21 protein-coding genes are annotated in these 18,963 nt (G+C 56.6%); 10 read left to right on the top strand and 11 right to left on the bottom strand.

The window, feature by feature from the left end; all coding sequences use genetic code 11:
- Positions 1-229 precede the first annotated feature (229 nt).
- Positions 230-1,888 (top strand): Hint domain-containing protein, encoded by a 1,659-nt coding sequence (locus tag Z945_RS19960; protein WP_025050683.1) that lies wholly within the window; start codon positions 230-232, stop codon positions 1,886-1,888.
- Here the strand turns inward: Z945_RS19960 and Z945_RS0103230 are convergent.
- Positions 1,822-2,502, bottom strand: coding sequence for a DUF2161 domain-containing phosphodiesterase (locus Z945_RS0103230; RefSeq protein WP_025050682.1), 681 nt, complete (start codon positions 2,500-2,502; stop codon positions 1,822-1,824). The genes Z945_RS19960 and Z945_RS0103230 overlap by 67 nt on opposite strands.
- Positions 2,503-2,555: 53 nt before the next feature.
- On the opposite strand from Z945_RS0103230, the gene Z945_RS0103225 reads away from it, so the two are divergent.
- The 7 genes from Z945_RS0103225 to Z945_RS0103195 all read left to right on the top strand — a co-directional run bounded on the left by Z945_RS0103225 (position 2,556) and on the right by Z945_RS0103195 (position 7,922).
- Positions 2,556-2,909 carry an MmcQ/YjbR family DNA-binding protein gene (locus Z945_RS0103225; protein WP_025050681.1) on the top strand — a complete coding sequence of 118 codons (354 nt, stop codon included), beginning with the start codon at positions 2,556-2,558 and terminating at the stop codon, positions 2,907-2,909.
- A 74-nt stretch (positions 2,910-2,983) separates the two neighbouring features.
- A complete protein-coding gene (locus tag Z945_RS0103220) occupies positions 2,984-3,904 on the top strand; it encodes a manganese-dependent inorganic pyrophosphatase (RefSeq protein ID WP_025050680.1) in 921 nt (306 codons plus the stop codon).
- A gap of 86 nt (positions 3,905-3,990) precedes the next feature.
- Positions 3,991-4,863 carry a TIGR01459 family HAD-type hydrolase gene (locus Z945_RS0103215; RefSeq protein ID WP_025050679.1) on the top strand — a complete coding sequence of 291 codons (873 nt, stop codon included), beginning with the start codon at positions 3,991-3,993 and terminating at the stop codon, positions 4,861-4,863.
- Between the two features lie 89 nt (positions 4,864-4,952).
- On the top strand, positions 4,953-5,396 hold the full coding sequence (locus Z945_RS0103210) for a MaoC family dehydratase (protein ID WP_025050678.1): 444 nt from the start codon (positions 4,953-4,955) through the stop codon (positions 5,394-5,396).
- A gap of 91 nt (positions 5,397-5,487) precedes the next feature.
- The gene (locus Z945_RS0103205) at positions 5,488-6,420 is read left to right on the top strand and encodes a bifunctional riboflavin kinase/FAD synthetase (RefSeq protein WP_025050677.1); all 933 of its coding nucleotides are present in this window, start codon (positions 5,488-5,490) and stop codon (positions 6,418-6,420) included.
- Complete coding sequence (locus Z945_RS0103200) at positions 6,417-6,887, top strand: YcgN family cysteine cluster protein (protein WP_025050676.1); 471 nt, start codon at positions 6,417-6,419, stop codon at positions 6,885-6,887. The genes Z945_RS0103205 and Z945_RS0103200 overlap by 4 nt, the downstream gene beginning before the upstream one ends.
- Positions 6,888-7,922 (top strand): threonine aldolase family protein, encoded by a 1,035-nt coding sequence (locus tag Z945_RS0103195; RefSeq protein WP_025050675.1) that lies wholly within the window; start codon positions 6,888-6,890, stop codon positions 7,920-7,922.
- Positions 7,923-7,960: 38 nt separating this feature from the next.
- Here Z945_RS0103195 and Z945_RS0103190 read toward each other — a convergent pair whose 3' ends face one another.
- Both Z945_RS0103190 and Z945_RS0103185 read right to left on the bottom strand, forming a co-directional pair.
- A complete protein-coding gene (locus tag Z945_RS0103190; RefSeq protein ID WP_025050674.1) occupies positions 7,961-8,767 on the bottom strand; it encodes an alpha/beta fold hydrolase in 807 nt (268 codons plus the stop codon).
- The gene (locus tag Z945_RS0103185) at positions 8,764-9,360 is read right to left on the bottom strand and encodes a 2-hydroxychromene-2-carboxylate isomerase (protein WP_025050673.1); all 597 of its coding nucleotides are present in this window, start codon (positions 9,358-9,360) and stop codon (positions 8,764-8,766) included. Before Z945_RS0103185 ends, Z945_RS0103190 begins: the two co-directional genes overlap by 4 nt.
- A 91-nt stretch (positions 9,361-9,451) precedes the next feature.
- Here Z945_RS0103185 and Z945_RS0103180 point away from each other — a divergent pair, with 91 nt between their 5' ends.
- The gene (locus Z945_RS0103180; RefSeq protein WP_025050672.1) at positions 9,452-10,471 is read left to right on the top strand and encodes a ribose-phosphate pyrophosphokinase; all 1,020 of its coding nucleotides are present in this window, start codon (positions 9,452-9,454) and stop codon (positions 10,469-10,471) included.
- A 6-nt stretch (positions 10,472-10,477) separates the two neighbouring features.
- Here Z945_RS0103180 and Z945_RS0103175 read toward each other — a convergent pair whose 3' ends face one another.
- The 8 genes from Z945_RS0103175 to Z945_RS0103140 all read right to left on the bottom strand — a co-directional run bounded on the left by Z945_RS0103175 (position 10,478) and on the right by Z945_RS0103140 (position 16,861).
- Positions 10,478-10,807 carry a hypothetical protein gene (locus Z945_RS0103175; RefSeq protein ID WP_025050671.1) on the bottom strand — a complete coding sequence of 110 codons (330 nt, stop codon included), beginning with the start codon at positions 10,805-10,807 and terminating at the stop codon, positions 10,478-10,480.
- A gap of 147 nt (positions 10,808-10,954) precedes the next feature.
- Entirely contained in the window at positions 10,955-11,305 is a 351-nt protein-coding gene (locus Z945_RS0103170) for an H-type lectin domain-containing protein (RefSeq protein ID WP_025050670.1), read from the bottom strand.
- A gap of 91 nt (positions 11,306-11,396) precedes the next feature.
- Positions 11,397-11,756: a hypothetical protein gene (locus Z945_RS0103165; RefSeq protein WP_025050669.1), complete on the bottom strand. Its 360-nt coding sequence runs from the start codon at positions 11,754-11,756 to the stop codon at positions 11,397-11,399.
- A 217-nt stretch (positions 11,757-11,973) separates the two neighbouring features.
- The gene (locus tag Z945_RS0103160) at positions 11,974-12,411 is read right to left on the bottom strand and encodes a F0F1 ATP synthase subunit epsilon (protein WP_025050668.1); all 438 of its coding nucleotides are present in this window, start codon (positions 12,409-12,411) and stop codon (positions 11,974-11,976) included.
- Positions 12,412-12,425: 14 nt separating this feature from the next.
- Positions 12,426-13,850 (bottom strand): F0F1 ATP synthase subunit beta, encoded by a 1,425-nt coding sequence (atpD, locus tag Z945_RS0103155; protein WP_025050667.1) that lies wholly within the window; start codon positions 13,848-13,850, stop codon positions 12,426-12,428.
- Between the two features lie 18 nt (positions 13,851-13,868).
- Positions 13,869-14,747 (bottom strand): F0F1 ATP synthase subunit gamma, encoded by an 879-nt coding sequence (locus Z945_RS0103150; RefSeq protein WP_025050666.1) that lies wholly within the window; start codon positions 14,745-14,747, stop codon positions 13,869-13,871.
- Between the two features lie 14 nt (positions 14,748-14,761).
- Complete coding sequence (atpA, locus tag Z945_RS0103145) at positions 14,762-16,300, bottom strand: F0F1 ATP synthase subunit alpha (protein ID WP_025050665.1); 1,539 nt, start codon at positions 16,298-16,300, stop codon at positions 14,762-14,764.
- Entirely contained in the window at positions 16,301-16,861 is a 561-nt protein-coding gene (locus tag Z945_RS0103140) for a F0F1 ATP synthase subunit delta (protein WP_174412323.1), read from the bottom strand.
- A gap of 368 nt (positions 16,862-17,229) precedes the next feature.
- On the opposite strand from Z945_RS0103140, the gene Z945_RS0103135 reads away from it, so the two are divergent.
- On the top strand, positions 17,230-18,918 hold the full coding sequence (locus Z945_RS0103135) for a hypothetical protein (RefSeq protein WP_025050663.1): 1,689 nt from the start codon (positions 17,230-17,232) through the stop codon (positions 18,916-18,918).
- The last annotated feature ends 45 nt before the right edge of the window (positions 18,919-18,963 follow it).

Here is an 18,963-nt window from a genome sequence, read left to right as displayed (position 1 = left end):
AGGCTCAAAGGTTTCACCCGGCCTGCTGCCCTGTTGTGAGCAGATCAGGCGTTAGCACTCATGTGGTCTGAGTGATAACGACGCATAGCTAGGGATGGCTGGGATTGGTGTCAACAGACAGGTTGAGAAAAATTCTAAGCAGACTTGCCTGCCGAAACTTGGCCTCATCAACACATTGTTTCAGTCGCCTGCCCTACACCTGCGTTCCGGTACAAGCAAAGGGTCTGTAATGGCGACACTCAACGGTGGAGACGGCAACGACAGTATAGTGGCGGGCGATAGCGCTGACACTATCTCTGGTGCCGGCGGCAATGACACGGTCCACGGCAATGGCGACAGCGACAGCATTTCCGCAGGCGATGGCGACGACAAGGTCTATGCTGGATCCGGTTCAGACACCGTTGATGGCGGCTCAGGGGATGACAGCCTTGATGGCAACAGCGGCAATGACAGCATCCGCGGGGGCACAGGCGCAGATACGCTGGATGGCAACAGCGGTCAGGACACCCTTAGCGGAGAGGAGGGCGATGATGAGATATACGGCGGCGGTGATGACGACAGCATTTCGGGCGGGGCCGGAAACGACTGGCTAGTAGGTCAAGCAGGGAATGATTCCATCTCGGGCGGCGCGGGCTTTGATAACTTGCAAGGTGGCGAAGGTGACGACGCGCTTCAAGGTGGATCGGAGGCAGACAACCTGGATGGCGGCGCAGGCAACGATTCAGCTTTGGGTGGAACCGGCAATGATACCCTGCTCGGACAGCAAGGCGACGATACACTTCATGGCGGGGACGGTGCCGACTCTCTTCAGGGCCACGAAGGTGCCGACGCATTGTATGGTGATGCAGGCGATGACAGTCTCTATGGCGGGAGCGGCGGCGACTACTTCGACGGCGGAAGCGGAAGCGATTCCTATTATATGGACCGCAATGCCGGCGGCGGCCCGACCGATCCGACAGAATCAGATCGCGATGTCGTGCGGTTCGAGCCGGGACTGGGTCATGACTTCGCCTTTGATTTTGAGGGAGAGGATGATTTCATTTACATCGGAAGCACCCCCCCGAGCAGTGTCGAATTCTTCCAGATCGACGAAGACACTTGGCAGCTGACCTTCGCCGGAAACAACGACGATTCGCTCACCCTCGATTTTGCCCCCGGCACCGCCCCTGACAGCGAGGGCGATCTTAGAAACCAGCTTGTAACCAGCGGCGAATATACGCCTGCGCAGAACGGAAACCCGGCCATCTGGTCCATGACGTGTTTCACACCGCACGCGCGCATTCTTACACCGTGCGGGTATCGGCCTCTGGGCGCGTTACAGCAGGGTGATCTGGTGATCACCGCGGACCGCGGCACGCAACCTGTACTGGCCCTTCTCAGCACCCGACTGTCCGCAAATCTGATCCGGAGCAAAAAGAACCTGCGCCCTGTCGTTATTGAAAAGGGCGCATTCGGCGATGGCCTACCCTTTGCCCGCATGCATGTATCCCGGCAACATGCCTTTGCGCTTCAAGACGGGAGATCACTGATCCGTGCCATACATCTGACCGATCGAAAAAAGGTTGCGCGGGTGCAAAACAACCGTCCGAATGCAATTCGCTACATTCATATTCTGTTGGCCCGCCACGAGCTGGTGAACGTCGAAGGAGTATGGACCGAAAGCTACTATTGCAAAACGTCAGCACCGGGGATCATTCCGTTGGATGGCATCTCGAATTTGACGCCTCTTCATCAACACAAACGCCGCTGCCGTCCTTTGCTCAGCCGTGCAGAGCTGAGGGAAACCTCATTCTGCCATACCGAGCTGGGGCGTTTGGCGGATCAATCTGTCCCTAAAACCTTCCCCGCGGTCAGAACGGCCTTCGCACCCGCCGGGGCCAGCCCGTAAACTCCCTTCTCCACCTTCTCGAACCAGCCATAATGGTTGTCGCGCATCATCCGCGTGGCCACTGAAACACCTGTTTCCCGCGCTACATCCGCGCCTTTGCTGGCACCGACCTCAAACAAATAGACCGCCAGTTTCAGTGCATCCTGCCGATAGGCCGTGACCAGCCCCGCCCGCGTTTGCCCGCCGTCGTTCGGGTCGCCCTGCCGTCGCGCAAATTCGAGAAGTAACTGCGCCTGACGCTTCTTGGACTTGCGCGGGACGTATGGCCCCGGATCGCAATGCACCTCGACCAGGCTGTCCTTGAGCCGCACGGTGATCAGCCCAAGCCCCAGCCGTCGCGCCAGCGCGGTATTCTCCTTGACTGCCTTGGCAAAGCGTTTGCCCGGCACCCGCGCCACGGCGAGATAAACCTCATCGCTTACGGACAGTCGCGCCACACATTGGTGAAACAGCGTCAGCGAAAAACCCAGCTTCAGCTCCACCACCACAGGCGGCTCCGCCCCCCGCACCGCGACCACATCAGCCGCGCCCACTTCGGATTTCACGACATAGCCCTGATCCTCAAGGAACGCCTTGATCGGCGGATACAGATCGGTTTCGCGGGGTTTTGTCATGACACCATAATTGACCCATTTGCATGCACAGGCCAACCCGCTAACCTGCGCCCATGACACGAACAGAGTTGAAGCATTTCTGTGCGGGCCTGCCCCACGTCACCCATGTGGTGCAGTGGGGCGATGCGGACGTCTACAAGATCGGTGGCAAAGTATTTGCCGTGATTGGCATGGGTGGGACCGGGGCAACCGTGACCTTCAAAGCGTCCGATATGGCGTTCGAAATTTTGTCAGACAGTCCCGGCCTGCGCCCTGCCCCTTATATGGCGTCGCGGGGCCTGAAATGGATACAGCACTACGATGCTCCGGGTCTGTCCGATGACAGCCTGCGCGAGCATATCCAGGCCTCCTATGACATGGTGATGGCCAAGTTGACGCGCAAAAAACGCAGCGAACTAGGGCTCTAAGAGAGAGACGTGACAATAACGTTGACCGCTCCTATAAGGCGCGCAAACGATATGCCCAGCAAAGGACAGCTCCCATGACCACTCTCGTCTTTGGCCACAAGAATCCCGACACCGACAGCACCGGCAGCCCCATCATCTGGGCCTGGTATCTGGACCACATCAAAGGCGTTGAGGCCAAGCCAGTTTTGTGGGGCGAGCCGAACACCGAAGCCCTGTTCATGCTGGACCATTGGAACCTTGATAAGCCAGAGATTCTCGACGGTTTGGAAGCGGATACAGATGTTGTCATCGTGGACACCAACAATCCCGCCGAACTTCCCGACAATATCAATGACACCAACATCACTGGTATCATCGACCACCACCGTCTGGTTGCCGGCCTTGAGACGCGTTCACCGATCGAGATCAACATCCAGCCGCTCGCGTGTACGGCAACGATCATGTGGAAGATGATCGGCAAGGACTGGGCACAGACCCCAAGCGAGATCAAAGGTGCGGCTCTGTCCTGTATCCTGTCCGACACGCTGGAATTCCGCAGCCCGACCACCACTCAGGAAGACAAAGCCATCGCTTGGTCCATCGCCGAAGAACTGGGCGTCGACATCTCTGACTATGCCGCACAGATGTTCGCAGCCAAATCCGACGTTTCGTCCTTTTCCGAAGCCGAACTGCTTCGCATGGACAGCAAGGAATTCGATCTGGACGGTACTGGTCTGCGGGTCTCGGTTTTGGAAACCACCTCACCTGCTCCGCTCTTGGCCCGCAAAGATGCACTGATGGCAGCAATGCCGACTGTCGCATCCGAAGATGACGCCGCCGAAGTGCTGCTGTTCATCGTGGACATCCTGAACGAGGAAGCCACGCTGCTGGTCCCCAATGACACCGTGAAATCCATCGCGGAGAAAAGCTTTGATGTGACTGTTTCGGGCGACACTGTCGTTCTGCCCGGCGTGATGAGCCGCAAAAAGCAGATCATTCCCAACCTTAAAATGTAAGCCAGCCCGGGCGGCATGCCGCCCGACGCTATTCCATCCGACGGTCAAATCCCCTAAGCCTGCTCTATATCAAAATGGAGCAGGCCATGACCCGGATTATCGAAACCCTTTCCGAAATTTCCGCACAATATGATGCGCTTTTCGTCGATCTTTGGGGTTGTGTGCATAATGGCGTTACTGCGTTCCCGGATGCCTGCGCCGCGTTGCAGAAATACCGGGCAACGGGCGGCAAGGTTGTGTTGCTTACCAATTCGCCGCGCCCCCGGGCTGGCGTTGAAAAACAACTGACACATTTCGGCGTGCCGGATGACGCATGGGACACCATCGCCACCTCCGGCGATTCAGCGCGTTCCGCAATGTTTCAGGGCGCCGTAGGCAAGAAAGTCTGGTTCATCGGCCAACCCGGTGAGGAGAAATTCTTTCAACCAATGAACCTGTTGGACGATCCTGTCGAAATGGAGCAGGTGCCGCTCGAGGAAGCCGAAGGTATTGTTTGCACGGGGCCGGAAGACCCGATGGCTGACCCCGATGTGATGCGCCCGCAGTTTCTCTATGCCAAGCAGAAGGGGTTGAAACTTCTCTGTGCCAACCCCGATATCGTCGTGGATCGCGGCGAGAAACGCGAATGGTGCGCAGGCGCTCTGGCCCGCCTCTACACCGAAATGGGTGGAGAGAGCCTCTATTTCGGGAAACCCCATCCGCCGATTTACGATCTCGCACGCCGCCGCCTTGCCGCACTGGGCAAACCCGTGGCTGATGAGCGTGTTTTGTGCATCGGCGACGGTGTATTGACCGACGTCGCTGGCGCAATGGGAGAGGATATCGATTCCCTTTTCATCTCCGGCGGTTTGGCCGCAGAAGAAACCAAAACTGTTCGGCAACCTGATGAAACAGCTCTAAGCGCCTATCTTGAAAAAGAAATGTCCGCTCCGACCTACACAATCGGGTTCCTGAGATAGTTATTTTCCCCTTGCTTTTCTGCGCCTGCAAAGTAATTAAGTTACAACTTTTAGATACTAGACAGCAGATTATTACTCAGGAGTGAAAAATGTTGGACAATCTTCCGCGCGGCACAATCTGTATTGAAGACATCGAAATCGGCATGATGCGCTATCTGCGTAAGGTCGTAACTGATGAAGATATCGAGATGTTCGCGCAGATTTCCACCGATCATAATCCTGTGCATCTGGACGACGAATATGCACGCGACACGATTTTCGAGGGGCGCATCGCGCATGGCATGCTGACCGCCGGCCTGATCTCTGCGGTGATCGGTGAGCAGCTGCCGGGCCACGGTACTGTCTACATGGGCCAATCCTTGAAGTTTCTCGCGCCCGTGCGCCCCGGCGACATGGTCTATGCCGAGGTCAAAGTGACCGACATCGAGTTCTCCAAGCGCCGTGTCAAAATGGACTGCCACTGCTCGGTCGACGGTAAGAAGGTCTTGATCGGAGAGGCCACGGTATTGGCCCCGTCGCGCAAATTCGATTGATGCGCTGGCTGCTACCGGTGTGGCGGGTATTTGAAAAAGGGTGAAGCAGGGCGTCTTGCCCTTCTGAGATGGCACGGCTACTGATTTGGCCATGCGTATCATCCGTGATTATCAATTTGTGAACGATGCTGACCGGGGGGCGACTGCTGCCATCGGAAACTTTGATGGCGTTCATCAGGGGCATCTTTCGGTCATTGATTTGGCGCGAGGGGCTATGCCCGAAGCACCGCTGGGCATCGTCACCTTCGAGCCGCATCCGCGTGAATACTTTGCGCCCGATGCGCCACCCTTCCGCCTGATGAGCCCCACAGCGCGGGCGCACCGGCTGGAAAAGGTCGGGGTTGAGCGGCTGTATGAATTGAAGTTCAACAAGGGACTAGCCTCGCTCACACCCGAAGAATTCGTCCGCGATGTTTTGCGCGATGGGCTCGGACTGCGTCACGTGGTGGTCGGCTCAGACTTCTGTTTCGGCAAGGGCCGCGCAGGCACGGCGCAGGATCTTGAAGCATTTGGGAAAGAGATGGGGTTTGGCGTCACTATTGCCCCCCTTATGACAAACGCCGATCAGACTGTCTCTTCAACCGCCATCCGTACTGCGTTGACAGCGGGAGAGCCGCGGAAAGCTGCCGAAATGCTGGGCCATTGGCACCGGATTGACGGCCCCGTGATTACCGGTGAACAGCGCGGGCGGGAGTTGGGGTATCCGACTGCCAATATGTCCATCGACGGCCTGCACCAGCCCGCATTTGGCGTCTACGCTGTCCTCGTCGATGTGTTGGAGGGACCTCACAAGGGCAGCTATCATGGCGTCGCCAGCCTTGGCGTACGGCCCATGTTTGGCGAGAACAAAGCCAACCTCGAAACCTTCGTTTTCGATTTCAAAGGCGATCTGTATGGCGCTCCACTATCCGTTGCCCTGGTCGAACACCTTCGGGGCGAAGAGAATTTCGACAGTCTTGAAGCGCTGATCACGCAGATGGACGCCGACAGCGCGCAGGCCCGCGCCATTCTGGCGGCTTTATGACAGATCCGATCCCCCACAACGGGCTTGCACCGCGCTTCTGGGAAAAGAAGCCGTTGACCAAGATGTCACCTACCGAATGGGAAGCGCTCTGCGACGGGTGCGGCAAATGCTGTCTGAACAAGCTGGAGGATGAAGACACCGAAGAGGTCGCACTGACCCGTGTGGCCTGCCGTCTTCTTGATGATGCCAGTTGTCGGTGTACCCACTACGAGAACCGCCATCAATTTGTGCCCGATTGCATCGTGCTTAAGCCCGATAATCTGGACACCCATGCCTATTGGATGCCGCGCACCTGTGCGTACCGCTTGTTGTGGCAAGGCAAGCCCCTGCCCGACTGGCATCCTTTGATCAGTGGCACGGCGCAGTCTGTGCATGACGCGGGCATCTCTGTGCAAGGCAATACGGTGTCCGAATTCGATACACCGTTCGAGGAATGGGAAGACTATATTATCGAGGAGCCGCTTTAGATGTTTTTTGCTTCAGACAATGCCGGACCCGTCCACCCGTCGGTCATGAACCGGGTGATCGCCGCAAACACCGCGCACCAGATGCCCTACGGCAAAGACGAGATCATGGACGAGGTCCGTGATCGCATACGCGAGGTGTTCGAAGCACCCGAGGCGGCGGTCTATCTGGTGGCAACAGGCACCGCAGCGAATGTGCTTGCGCTGGCTTGTTATACGCAGCCGTGGCAGACGACGTTCTGCTCAAAAGTCTCGCATATTCAGATGGATGAGTGCAACGCTCCGGAGTTTTATGCAGGGGGCGCAAAGCTAACGTTGATCGACACGAACGATAAGATGACGCCGGACGCGCTCGAAGCTGCGATCGCCGGTCAGGCAGTCGGCAATGTGCATGGAGCGCAGCCCGGTGCGGTCTCGATCACTCAGGTGACCGAACGCGGGTCCGTTCATACGCTGGAAGAGCTGAGCGCACTTACAGCAGTGGCCAAGCGCCACGATTTGCCTGTGCACCTGGACGGGGCGCGCTTTGCTAATGCGATGGTCTCTCTGGGGTGCTCGGCGGCGGAAATGTCGTGGAAAGCAGGCGTAGACGTGGTCAGCTTTGGTGGCACCAAAAATGGCTGCATGGGGGTCGAAGCCGTTGTTTTCTTTGACCCGTCCAAGGCTTGGGAGTTCGAGTTGCGCCGCAAGCGGGGGGCGCATCTGTTTTCCAAACACCGCTTTTTGTCAGCTCAAATGGCAGGCTACCTGCAAGACGATGCTTTTTTGCAGATCGCGCAAGAGGCGAACGCCAACGCGGCCTATCTGGCCGATGGATTGCGCTCTCGCGGTGCGTCATTCCTGCATGAACCGAAGGCGAATATGATCTTTGCCAGTTGGCCGCGCAAAGTGCATCAAAAGATGCAGAACGCCGGTGCGAAATACTACCTTTGGGGGGCCACGCTGGAGGGCGATCCTGACGAGCCGATCGCCGCACGACTGGTTTGTGACTGGTCCGTCACCCGCGATCAGATCGACAGCTTCCTCAGTCATTTCTGAATCGCACCTCAGGGACCCCAAAGGTGCGGCTGGCTAGACTAGCTGCGTTCCAGCAATGGCAAGATAGCGGCAGCCGTTGCGACAGGGTGGGTTATCGGGGCCATGTGGCCCGCGCCCGCGACCACTGCTTGGCTCGCATTTGGCATCCTTGCCGCCAGACCATCATTCGTCGCGATGATGGCCGGATGGGCATGCTCTCCGCGGATGATAAGCGTGGGGACCGTGCAGGCCGGCAATGCATCCGGTGCCAGCAGCCCAGCATCATCATCATAAAGATAAGCGCGAGACCCCGGCACGACATGGACCGCACGTGCCATCGCCGCGCGGCTCCGCTCTGGCAAATCTTCCCAGTCAGGGGCGTCGCTGGTCCATTGACGGTTAAACTCCCGGGCAGCGGCTTCACGGTCTCCGGCCTGCAGCGCCGCCTGGAACGGCTGGGCGACAGCGTCGTATGCCTCTATCGCTTCGGGATGGTCTTCGCGCGCGACGGCAAAGAACACAGGCTCGATCACGGTAAGACTGCGCAGCCGTGTCGGATGGGTGACGGCCAAATGCAAGGCGGTCGCCGCGCCAAAGGAATGGCCAATCACATCGACCTGACCGCTTTGAGGAAAAGCCGCCAGCGCCCCTTCATAGACCGTGCGTGTAAAATCGCTTTGCTCGTCCCAATCGGGACTGCGGCCGTGGCTGGGCATATCGGGTGCCGAGATGCTCAGCTGTGGCAAAGCCGCGGACAGCCCTTTCCACGCACCACCAAAGGCCATTGTGCAATGCAGCGCCACTGCCGGGCGGTCTCCGGTGCCGATGGTGGTGATATGCGGCACAAACCCTTTCTGCGCTGTCACAATTCACCCGCAAGATGAAGGTCGAGATCTTCGATACGGTCCTGCCCCCAGAACTTTTGATCCCCCACAATATAGAACGGTGCGCCAAAAACACCCCGTTCCACCGCCTCTTCGAGGTTGCGGGCGTAGGTTTCGGCCCCTTCCAGCATCCCGCTGTCTGCGAGCGCCGGATCAAATCCCGCTTCGGTCAAACAGGCGCGAATAACATCATCTTGCGCGATATCCTCTTCTTCAGCCCAAACAGCACGGAAGATGGCATGAGCCAGCGCCCCCAGATCACCGCCCCCCGCGTTCTGCGCAGCAATAAAAGCATAGGCAGCGGGCGCGCCATTCGTCGGCCAATGCGCAGGCTTCAGATTGAACTTCAGCCCCAGCTTTTTCGCCTGACGCGGCAACTCCTGTGCGCGATATTCGATGCGGCTGATGTGCCGGTCTTTGGGGGATTGCCCGCCGGTGCGTCCGAAGCCCGCGATAATATCGAAAGGTTTGTAGTTGATCGTCGCGCCGTGTTTGGCAGCGACGGCTTCCAACCGCTGTTCAGCAAGATAGCAATAGGGGGACAGTGTCGCGAAAAAATAGTCGATCTGGGCCATTTGGACCTCCTTGGGTTTGCGGCACCGTAGCTGCGTGCTAAGCGAGGTTCAACGTCACGATTCTGTCACATACCGCTGCCACGGAGCCCCTATGTCACGCACTTCCGAGCCGAAACTGATTTCCGGCAACGCCAACATGCCGTTGGCCAAAGCTATCGCAAGGCGCATGTCGCTTCACCGGGGGGTCAATGTCGGATTAGTCGATGCGCGGGTCGAACGGTTCAATGACGGTGAGATCTTCGTCGAGGTCTTCGAAAACGTCCGTGGCGAGGATATGTTCATCATCCAGTCCACATCGAACCCTGCCAACGATAACCTGATGGAACTGCTGATCATGGCAGATGCCTTGCGCCGGTCCTCCGCCGCGCGGGTGACCGCCGTACTGCCTTACTTCGGATACGCCCGTCAGGACCGCCGCACCAAGGCCCGCACCCCCATCACCGCCAAAATGGTGGCGAATATGCTGGTGGGTACAGGCATCGAACGGGTACTGACAATGGACCTGCACGCCGCGCAAATTCAGGGCTTTTTCGATATTCCTGTGGATAACCTCTATGCTTCGCCGGTCTTTGCGCTTGATATAAAACACGCCTTCAAGGACCAGATGGGCGATCTGATGGTGGTCTCGCCTGATGTGGGCGGCGTGGCACGGGCACGCGAACTGGCGAAACGGATCAATTCGCCCCTCGCGATTGTAGATAAGCGACGCGAAAAGCCCGGCGAAGTTGCAGAAATGACAGTGATCGGCGACGTAACGGGGAAAACCTGCCTGATCGTGGATGATATTTGTGATACCGCAGGCACATTGTGCAAGGCGGCAGAGGTGCTTTTGGAAAACGGTGCCAAGGAAGTGCACTCCTATATCTCGCACGGCGTTATGTCCGGTCCGGCAGTGGAGCGGGTGACCAATTCGGTTATGAAATCTTTGGTCATCACAGATTCCATCGCCCCTACCGATGAAATCAAGAAAGCCGCGAACATCCGTATCGTGCCAACCGCGCCGATTTTTGCGCAGGCGATCCTGAACATCTGGAACGGTACGAGTGTGTCATCGCTGTTCGAAGCCGACACCCTGGGACCGATCTATGACGGGATGTACACGCCGGAGTAAAGTTACCTAGTTACAGATGAAAGTAACCGGACTCTTCTTGCCTTGAAAATCCCAAGTCCCTTGAAAAGCCGGCTTTCCCGATTGAGTGGCGCCGGCTTTTACGTCTTTTATGGATGCCTGATCGATAACGATAGTGGATCCGCTCTGAGACACGCTTTTCGCTCTATAACTGCCCCACTTATAGGAGACCGGCTGACCGCTTTTTACCCCTATCGTCGCAGTCCGGCCCGCAATAGCACCTTTGTAACTGCAGTCCGACAGCTCTGCGGCCCGCATTGGTGTGGAAAAAGTTAGTGCAATCGCACAAGCAAAAATTGGAAATACGTGTTTAAGCATTGTCCGCTCCTTAGAAAGTTCTTCACAAAATGGTTTTCGAATTAACCTAGGTTAGGGGGTGATACTCGCTCAAGTCCCTAAAATTCAGACTGTAGAATAGTGCGAGGTTTATTTTCAATAGTCTTCAACAGATCTGGCATTCAGACCCTAAACCACGTCCCAATCGTCCAATTCCGACATTTCCCCAATCGCCATCCATGCGATGCGGATGCGGGCAATGCGGGTATCGCCCCATGTGCGGAATACCATATCGAAGCCCGATTTTGTTACGGACTCTGCCGCTATATCGGCACGCATAATTGTGGCCGCATCCAGATCCCACAGGGAGGGCGAAAGCTGTACTGTTGGCGGCGTTTTATACTCTTCAGAGAATTTGATATGACGGCGACGTTCGCGTTGGCCGCGCCCGGTCCACATTTCGCCGCCGTCTTCATAATCCGAAAACAGGATCACATCGCCGCTGTCGACCCCGGTGGTATGGCTTCTAAGCTTCTTCATAATCGATATTGGGCCTGAAATCTGTGTATTATTGGAATAAGATAGCTGACTACGTCAGGGGCCGAAAGGGAAAGCCACGGCTTGACGCCCATCAGGGATTGAGTGCTATGCCTTGCGCCTTGGCGAAACTCCGACAGTATTGGGTCCAGTCGCGGAAATCCTGAGTGAAGAAAACTTTGTGCCCTTTTGCCTCCCAGCCCTCTGTTTTCCGGTCGATTTTCTCCCAAACCGCCTCAGCTGTTGTGGGCTGGCCTTCGGCATATGATTGCTTCACAGCAGCTTCTGCCCAAGAGACGGCCGCAGACATTAGGCGGTCTGCGCTGTCGTCCGTTTTGACCCATTGCGCTGCGTTCTGATACACAGAAGCACAATCCGCCATGCTTTCGCTGAAAGGCTGCGCGGAGGTGCTTTGCGGCAGAGCCAACACAAAGAGAAGCGCCAGGTTTTTCATAGGGTTCAGCTTTCTGCATTCGAGCCGGGATGGAATCCGAGCCTGCACCGCAACTGGGGTGCCAAGTCGTTCACAATCTGACCGTTTTGTGGAAATGCTTCGGACGGCGACAACGTGATCCAGCCCCGCACGCCCCTATCTACGAGCGTTCGCCTACATCAATAGAAAAAAGCCCCACAAATTGCAGGGCTTCTTCAAAACTCAGATAGAGACAAGATCAGAAGTTTGGCGACTTCGGATCAAGACCAATATGTGTACCCATCGCAACCATGTCCGATAGCAACTTGGCTGCGTCATCGACAGGGCCAGGCTGGTTATCAAACGCCTCTTTCGCGTTTGAATACATCGTCTTGGCTTCTTCGATCATCTGGTCGAGATGCTCTTGCGTCATGTCGCCTTTTGCCAAAGCCTGCTCGGCCAGAACCGACACGCCATCAGCGCGGATTTCCGCAAATCCACCGGTCACGACATATTCTGTCGTCCCATCAGGACCGTCGACGGTCAAGATACCGGGGCGCAATGTGGTGATGGTGGGGGAATGCCCCTCCATCGCCGTCATATCACCATCAGCGCCAGGGATCTGGACAGAAGTGACCTGCAAAGAGGCCAGCCGCCGTTCGGGCGACACCAGATCGAATTGCATCGTGTCTGCCATTGCGTTTGCTCCTATCAGGCGGCGTCAGCGGCCATCTTTTCGGCTTTCGCCTTCACTTCGTCGATGCCGCCTACCATGTAGAAAGCACCTTCTGGCAGGTGATCATACTCGCCAGCAACAACGGCTTTGAACGACGCGATTGTGTCCTCCAGCTGGACCTGAACACCGTCAGAGCCTGTGAACACTTTCGCAACGTCAAACGGCTGGGACAGGAAGCGCTCGATCTTGCGAGCACGGGCCACGGCCAGTTTGTCGTCTTCGCTCAGTTCGTCCATGCCGAGGATCGCGATGATGTCCTGAAGCGATTTGTAGCGCTGCAGAACCTGCTGCACATCTGTCGCAACCCTGTAGTGCTCTTCACCGATGATCTGTGGATCAAGCAGACGCGATGTGGAACCAAGAGGGTCCACAGCCGGGTAGATGCCTTTTTCCGAGATCGCACGGTCGAGAACCGTTGTCGCATCGAGGTGCGCAAAGGATGTCGCAGGTGCGGGGTCGGTCAAGTCATCCGCAGGCACATAAACGGCCTGAACAGAAGTGATCGAGCCGTTCTTGGTGGAGGAGATACGCTCCTGCATCGCGCCCATGTCCGTCGCCAGTGTTGGCTGATAGCCCACAGCGGAAGGAATACGACCCAGCAGAGCGGACACTTCGGAACCGGCCTGAGTGAAGCGGAAAATGTTGTCCACGAAGAACAGAACATCCGAACCGGATTCGTCGCGGAACTGCTCGGCCAATGTCAGACCGGACAGGGCCACACGCATACGCGCACCTGGAGGCTCGTTCATCTGGCCATAGACCAGGGCAATCTTGGACGACGCCAGATCATCAGGCACGATAACGCCGGATTCGATCATCTCGTGGTAAAGGTCGTTACCCTCACGTGTCCGCTCACCCACACCCGCAAACACGGACACACCGGAGTGCACCTTGGCGATGTTGTTGATGAGTTCCATGATCAAAACGGTTTTGCCAACGCCGGCACCACCAAACAGACCAATCTTACCACCTTTGGTATAGGGGGCCAGAAGGTCGATTACTTTGATGCCTGTGGTCAGGATCTCTGTCTCGGTGGACTGTGCATCAAATGCTGGCGCATCACCGTGAATGCCGCGTGTCTCGTCCGTGTTCACTGGACCCTTCTCGTCAACAGGGTCGCCGGTCACGTTCAGGATGCGGCCAAGCGTGGCTTTGCCGACGGGCACTTGAATGGGGGCACCTGTGTCTACGACTTTCGCGCCGCGCACGAGGCCTTCGGTCGCATCCATCGCAATGGCGCGAACCGTATTTTCGCCAAGATGCTGTGCCACCTCAAGGATAAGGCGGCTGCCATTGTTTTCTGTGGTCAGAGCGTTCAGAATCTCTGGCAGGTTATCTTCGAACTGCACGTCAACGACGGCGCCGATGACCTGGGTGATTTTGCCGACTGCATTTGCCATGTCGTTTCTCCGGTTTGCTTACAGCGCTTCCGCGCCGGAAATGATTTCGATCAGCTCGTTCGTGATGACGGCCTGACGGGAACGGTTGTATTCGATCGTGAGGTTCTCGATCATCTCGCCCGCGTTACGGGTCGCGTTGTCCATTGCGGACATCCGCGCGCCCTGCTCGGAGGCAGCGTTTTCAAGAAGACCCGAGAAGATCGCCGTGGCGACTCCGCGCGGCAGAAGATCTGCAAGGATCGCTTCTTCGGAAGGTTCGTAATCGAAAAGGGTTGTTGCGCCCCCATCGGTTTCGCCTTCTTCAAAGCTTGCAGGGATGATCTGCTTGGCCTGCGGGATCTGGCTGACCACGTTCACGAATTCAGCGTAGAACAACGTAGCCACGTCGAATTCGCCCGCATCAAAGCGACCCAGAACGTCACGGGCAATACCCTGTGCATCCGCATAGCTCAGGCGCTTCACATCTGTCAGATCCACATGCCCCACCAGATGGTCGGCATAGTCACGTTTCAGCTGGTCACGACCTTTCTTGCCGACAGTAAGGATTTTCACCTCTTTGCCCGCGGCAAGCAGCTTTTGGATATGTGTCTTGGCTTTCTTCACAATGTTTGTGTTGAAACCACCGCACAATCCCCGCTCGGACGTCATGACGACCAAAAGGTTCACGTTGTCCGACCCCGTGCCAGATAGCAGCTTGGGCGCGGAATCAGATCCGCCAACAGAAGCGGCGAGCCCAGCCATCACAGCGTTAAAACGCTCTGTGTAGGGGCGCGACATTTCCGCAGCTTCCTGCGCGCGGCGAAGTTTCGCCGCGGCAACCATTTGCATGGCTTTCGTGATCTTGCGCGTGGATTTCACGCTCGCGATCCGGTTTTTAAGGACTTTGAGATTTGCCATTGGCTTCTCTCTCCTTAAGCGAAGTCAGCGGCGTAGGAATCAAGCGCTGCTTTGATTTTATCTTCCAACTCGTCTTTGACCTTGCGGTCGTTGTTGGTGATGTCTTTCAGCAGATCGGCATGTTTGCCACGCAGATGCGCCAGCAGGCCCTGCTCCCAACGGCCGACCTGATCCACAGGCAGCTTGTCGAGGTAGCCATGCGTACCTGCGTAGATCACGCAGACGATCTCGGCGTTGGACAGTGGTGAATACTGTGGCTGCTTCATCAGCTCGGTCAGACGCGCACCACGGTTCAGCAGCTGCTGTGTCGCGGCGTCAAGGTCGGAACCGAACTGAGCAAAAGCGGCCATCTCGCGGTACTGAGCGAGGGACAGTTTCACCGGACCCGCGACAGAAGACATCGCTTTGGTCTGAGCGGATGAACCCACACGAGAAACCGACAGACCTGTGTTCACAGCAGGACGGATGCCCTGGTAAAACAATTCTGTTTCCAAGAAGATCTGACCGTCGGTGATCGAGATCACGTTTGTAGGAATAAATGCGGAAACGTCACCACCTTGCGTTTCGATGATTGGCAGGGCTGTCAAAGAGCCGTTGCCCGCATCATCACCCAGCTTCGCGGAACGCTCAAGCAGACGGGAGTGAAGGTAGAACACGTCGCCAGGATAAGCTTCGCGACCTGGTGGGCGACGCAGCAGCAGGGACATTTGACGGTAAGACACGGCCTGCTTGGACAGGTCATCATAAACGATCAGCGCGTGACGGCCATTGTCGCGGAAGAACTCCGCCATGGCTGTCGCGGCATAGGGTGCGAGGAACTGCATCGGCGCAGGCTCGGACGCGGTAGCGGCAACCACGATGCAATATTCCATCGCACCGGATTCTTCGAGGCGCTTCACTAGTTGCGCCACGGTCGAGCGCTTTTGACCGATCGCAACGTACACACAGTACATTTTCTTGCTTTCGTCGCCTTCTGCGGCGGCGTTGACCTGTGCCTGGTTCAGCATCGCGTCAAGCGCAACGGCTGTCTTACCAGTCTGACGGTCACCAATAATCAACTCGCGCTGGCCACGGCCAATCGGGATCATCGAATCAACGGCCTTGAGACCGGTCGCCATCGGCTCGTGAACCGACTTACGTGGAATGATGCCCGGTGCCTTAACGTCGGCGATACCGCGCTGTGTCGCGCCGATCGGGCCCTTGCCGTCAATCGGGTTACCCAGACCGTCAACAACACGTCCCAGCAGCTCGTTGCCGATTGGCACGTCCACGATGGAGTTTGTGCGCTTGACGGTGTCGCCTTCTTTAATGTCGCGGTCGGAACCGAAGATAACAACACCAACGTTGTCGGCTTCAAGGTTCAGGGCCATGCCCTGAATACCACCGGGGAATTCGACCATTTCGCCAGCCTGAACGTTGTCCAGACCATACACACGCGCAATACCGTCACCGACGGAGAGCACACGGCCAACTTCGGCAACTTCTGCTTCTTGACCGAAATTCTTGATCTGGTCTTTCAGGATCGCAGAAATCTCTGCAGCTTGGATACCCATTTATCCGACCTCTTTCATTGCATTCTGGAGGGAATTGAGCTTCGAGCGGATCGACGTGTCGATCATCTTGGAGCCCACTTTGACGATAAGCCCGCCGATGAGTGACTCATCCACGGAGGTTTGTAGTGAAACGGTTTTGCCTGTGCTTGCCTTAAGCGATTTGGCCAGCTTGTCCGACTGCGCCTTGGTTAGCGCTTTGGCAGACACCACCTCGGCGGTGACCTCGCCCTTGTCGGCAGCAATTGTGTCGCGCAGGGTCTGTACCAGCGCAGGCAGGACAAACAAGCGGCGTTTGGCGGCCATCAGCGAAAGCGTGTTGGCCATCGTTTCCGACAGCTTCATCTTCTTGGCCAGCGCGGTAATCGCGGCACCCTGTTCATCGCGGGTATAGATCGGGGAATGGATCAGGTTGCGAAAGTCTTCGCTGTCATTCAGCGCGCCTTGCAATGCATCAAGATCGGTCTCGATGGCTTTGACTGCTTTGCCGTCTTTGGCGATCTCATAGACCGCAGACGCATAGCGCTGTGCAATGCCGGTGGAAATCGAAGCTGTTTCGGACACGTCCATCCTCTCATTCAATCAGGCCGGATACACGAATAGTAAGTCGCGTCACCGGTTCGTTGGCGCGGCTTGAAAAAGGTTCAAGACGTCTAAATCAGGGGCCGTTTAGCAGAGCGTTTCGAGGGCCGCAACACAGTAACGTGCAGTGATGTGACCCGCTGTAAGTATATTTACTAGGCACCCCGATACCGAAGGGACAACCACCTGAATTGTGGCACCCTACGATGTTTATGCGAAACAAAGATACGATTCTTGCCTTATCGTTGCCCGTATTCGCCCTACTCAGGCCCCTTTTCCCCGTCAGAACACATAAAAATTAAGCAAGGGGCCCTCGTTCGTACCGGGCCGTTCAGATGAGGATGTGCAGCATGTTTGCCATAGGATTGTTGTCTCTGTTTTCGGTCGGCCTGGCCGTCGCTTTCACCGGTGGTGATGACGACGTTGATCCGGATCAGATCGATGATGGCCAGGACCAAGAGATCACGACAGATCTTGATCTCCAAGGTGCTGATTTTCTTGATGCGGCCAGCGGGTTCTCTGACGATCTTGCCGAGGACGAAGTGCAAGAGTACGATAACACGACGCGCAACTCACTGATTCAGGGATACGTGCCGACTGGCGAGCTTGATGAAGAGACCGACGCACAGATTGCTGATTTCCTTGATGCATTGGATCCGGGGCAGCCCATTGATGAAGCTGCAAGTGCTTACCGAGACTTTGTGACGGGACTCGGCATCGAAATCCTCTCGCTTGAGAACACATCAGCCGAGACGCCCGAGTCCATCGCCGATGCCGATGCTGGTGCGGATGAGCCTGCCGATGCCGATGAGCCGGAGGAGGAGAAGGAATACGACACAACCACGCGTAACAATCTGATCCGGGCCTATGTGCCGATTGGCGAGGTTGATGAAGAGACCAACGCGCAGATTGCGGAATTCCTCGAGGGATTGGATACCGCACAGCCCATCGACGAGGCCTCTGCTGTGTATCGTGACTTTGTGACCGGGCTGGGCATTGAGACATTTGGCAACGGCTACGCTGAAGACGGGTCCGACGACGATGTGCCTGGTCCCCCGATGGGCGAAGAATTCCGCGATCCGCTAGTGATTGCCGACGAGTTGGAAGCGCAGCGTATTCTGGATGAAATCGCGGCCGAAGAGGCCCGTCAGCCGGTCAATCTGGTAACGGTGCGAGGCGAGGATGGAACCGAAATATCCGATAATCTGGTCCTGTCTGAGCAAGATCAAAGCGCCTCCGGCGAAAGCCCGGCTTTCACGGTTACTGCACCAGACGCACCGAATGCGATCGACGTTGGCTATGATGATGAGCACACCTTTGCGATCGAATACAACGTCCAGACTATCACCGTGACAGCAGGACTGAACAGCCAGATTGAGAGCACCGCAATGGGGTTGAACTCAATTGACACACAGACATTCGAAGCCGCGGATGGTACGTTCGTGACCGAACACCTGTTGACCAGAGCCTTCGACAACAGCACTGACATCACCATCGAAGTCAACGGCAATGATGTCGGCATGCATGTAGCCGAGGTCGGTTTGACGAACCCAAATGATACTTTGCATTTCGAGTTCAACCAAAACGCAAACGGTGCTTTCCACTTGTTCTTCCATGAGGGCGACGATGTAGACGGCAGCGATAGTGTCTCTACGAAACGTGCGTTTATTGTCCAGACCGCATCGACACAGACGGGCCTCTCTGCAACTGAAGTTGACCAGATCGCGAACCAGGGACTAGCTCGCATTTCCACAGCGAACGTCCTTGCGGAGATCTATCTTGGCGACGACTTGGTCGAAAGCACCTCAACGGGCGACGGGAATGAGATATGGCTCAAGAATTTCATCAACGACAACCCGCAGATCACTGCTAATATCGAATGGGCATCTATTTCATCGCATGATGACACCGCGGACCAAGGCGCGGGCAGCGGTATGACAACCACCGGAGGCAATGGCTCTGACCCTGATGCGGAAGAAGATGACATAAACACCATCATCTCCAACGCAGGCCTGAACCCCGCGTTCTTTGGCTTCTAGTCAGACGCTAGGGCTTTGTTAACCTAGATCGGTCACTGATCTGCT

Origin of the sequence: Sulfitobacter noctilucae (assembly GCF_000622365.1) — a bacterium.
GTDB lineage: Bacteria > Pseudomonadota > Alphaproteobacteria > Rhodobacterales > Rhodobacteraceae > Sulfitobacter > Sulfitobacter noctilucae.
Note: the sequence above shows the minus strand (reverse complement) of the source record. Positions and strands in the feature narration are given on the sequence as shown.

Bases quoted from the DNA above. Each gene is read 5' to 3' on its own strand.
- Z945_RS19960 (WP_025050683.1), top strand. From the start codon at position 230: ATGGCGACACTCAACGGTGGAGACGGCAACGACAGTATAGTGGCGGGC.
- Z945_RS0103230 (WP_025050682.1), bottom strand. From the start codon at position 2,502: ATGACAAAACCCCGCGAAACCGATCTGTATCCGCCGATCAAGGCGTTC.
- Z945_RS0103225 (WP_025050681.1), top strand. From the start codon at position 2,556: ATGACACGAACAGAGTTGAAGCATTTCTGTGCGGGCCTGCCCCACGTC.
- Z945_RS0103220 (WP_025050680.1), top strand. From the start codon at position 2,984: ATGACCACTCTCGTCTTTGGCCACAAGAATCCCGACACCGACAGCACC.
- Z945_RS0103215 (WP_025050679.1), top strand. From the start codon at position 3,991: ATGACCCGGATTATCGAAACCCTTTCCGAAATTTCCGCACAATATGAT.
- Z945_RS0103210 (WP_025050678.1), top strand. From the start codon at position 4,953: ATGTTGGACAATCTTCCGCGCGGCACAATCTGTATTGAAGACATCGAA.
- Z945_RS0103205 (WP_025050677.1), top strand. From the start codon at position 5,488: ATGCGTATCATCCGTGATTATCAATTTGTGAACGATGCTGACCGGGGG.
- Z945_RS0103200 (WP_025050676.1), top strand. From the start codon at position 6,417: ATGACAGATCCGATCCCCCACAACGGGCTTGCACCGCGCTTCTGGGAA.
- Z945_RS0103195 (WP_025050675.1), top strand. From the start codon at position 6,888: ATGTTTTTTGCTTCAGACAATGCCGGACCCGTCCACCCGTCGGTCATG.
- Z945_RS0103185 (WP_025050673.1), bottom strand. From the start codon at position 9,360: ATGGCCCAGATCGACTATTTTTTCGCGACACTGTCCCCCTATTGCTAT.
- Z945_RS0103180 (WP_025050672.1), top strand. From the start codon at position 9,452: ATGTCACGCACTTCCGAGCCGAAACTGATTTCCGGCAACGCCAACATG.
- Z945_RS0103175 (WP_025050671.1), bottom strand. From the start codon at position 10,807: ATGCTTAAACACGTATTTCCAATTTTTGCTTGTGCGATTGCACTAACT.
- Z945_RS0103170 (WP_025050670.1), bottom strand. From the start codon at position 11,305: ATGAAGAAGCTTAGAAGCCATACCACCGGGGTCGACAGCGGCGATGTG.
- Z945_RS0103165 (WP_025050669.1), bottom strand. From the start codon at position 11,756: ATGAAAAACCTGGCGCTTCTCTTTGTGTTGGCTCTGCCGCAAAGCACC.
- Z945_RS0103160 (WP_025050668.1), bottom strand. From the start codon at position 12,411: ATGGCAGACACGATGCAATTCGATCTGGTGTCGCCCGAACGGCGGCTG.
- atpD (WP_025050667.1), bottom strand. From the start codon at position 13,850: ATGGCAAATGCAGTCGGCAAAATCACCCAGGTCATCGGCGCCGTCGTT.
- Z945_RS0103150 (WP_025050666.1), bottom strand. From the start codon at position 14,747: ATGGCAAATCTCAAAGTCCTTAAAAACCGGATCGCGAGCGTGAAATCC.
- atpA (WP_025050665.1), bottom strand. From the start codon at position 16,300: ATGGGTATCCAAGCTGCAGAGATTTCTGCGATCCTGAAAGACCAGATC.
- Z945_RS0103135 (WP_025050663.1), top strand. From the start codon at position 17,230: ATGTTTGCCATAGGATTGTTGTCTCTGTTTTCGGTCGGCCTGGCCGTC.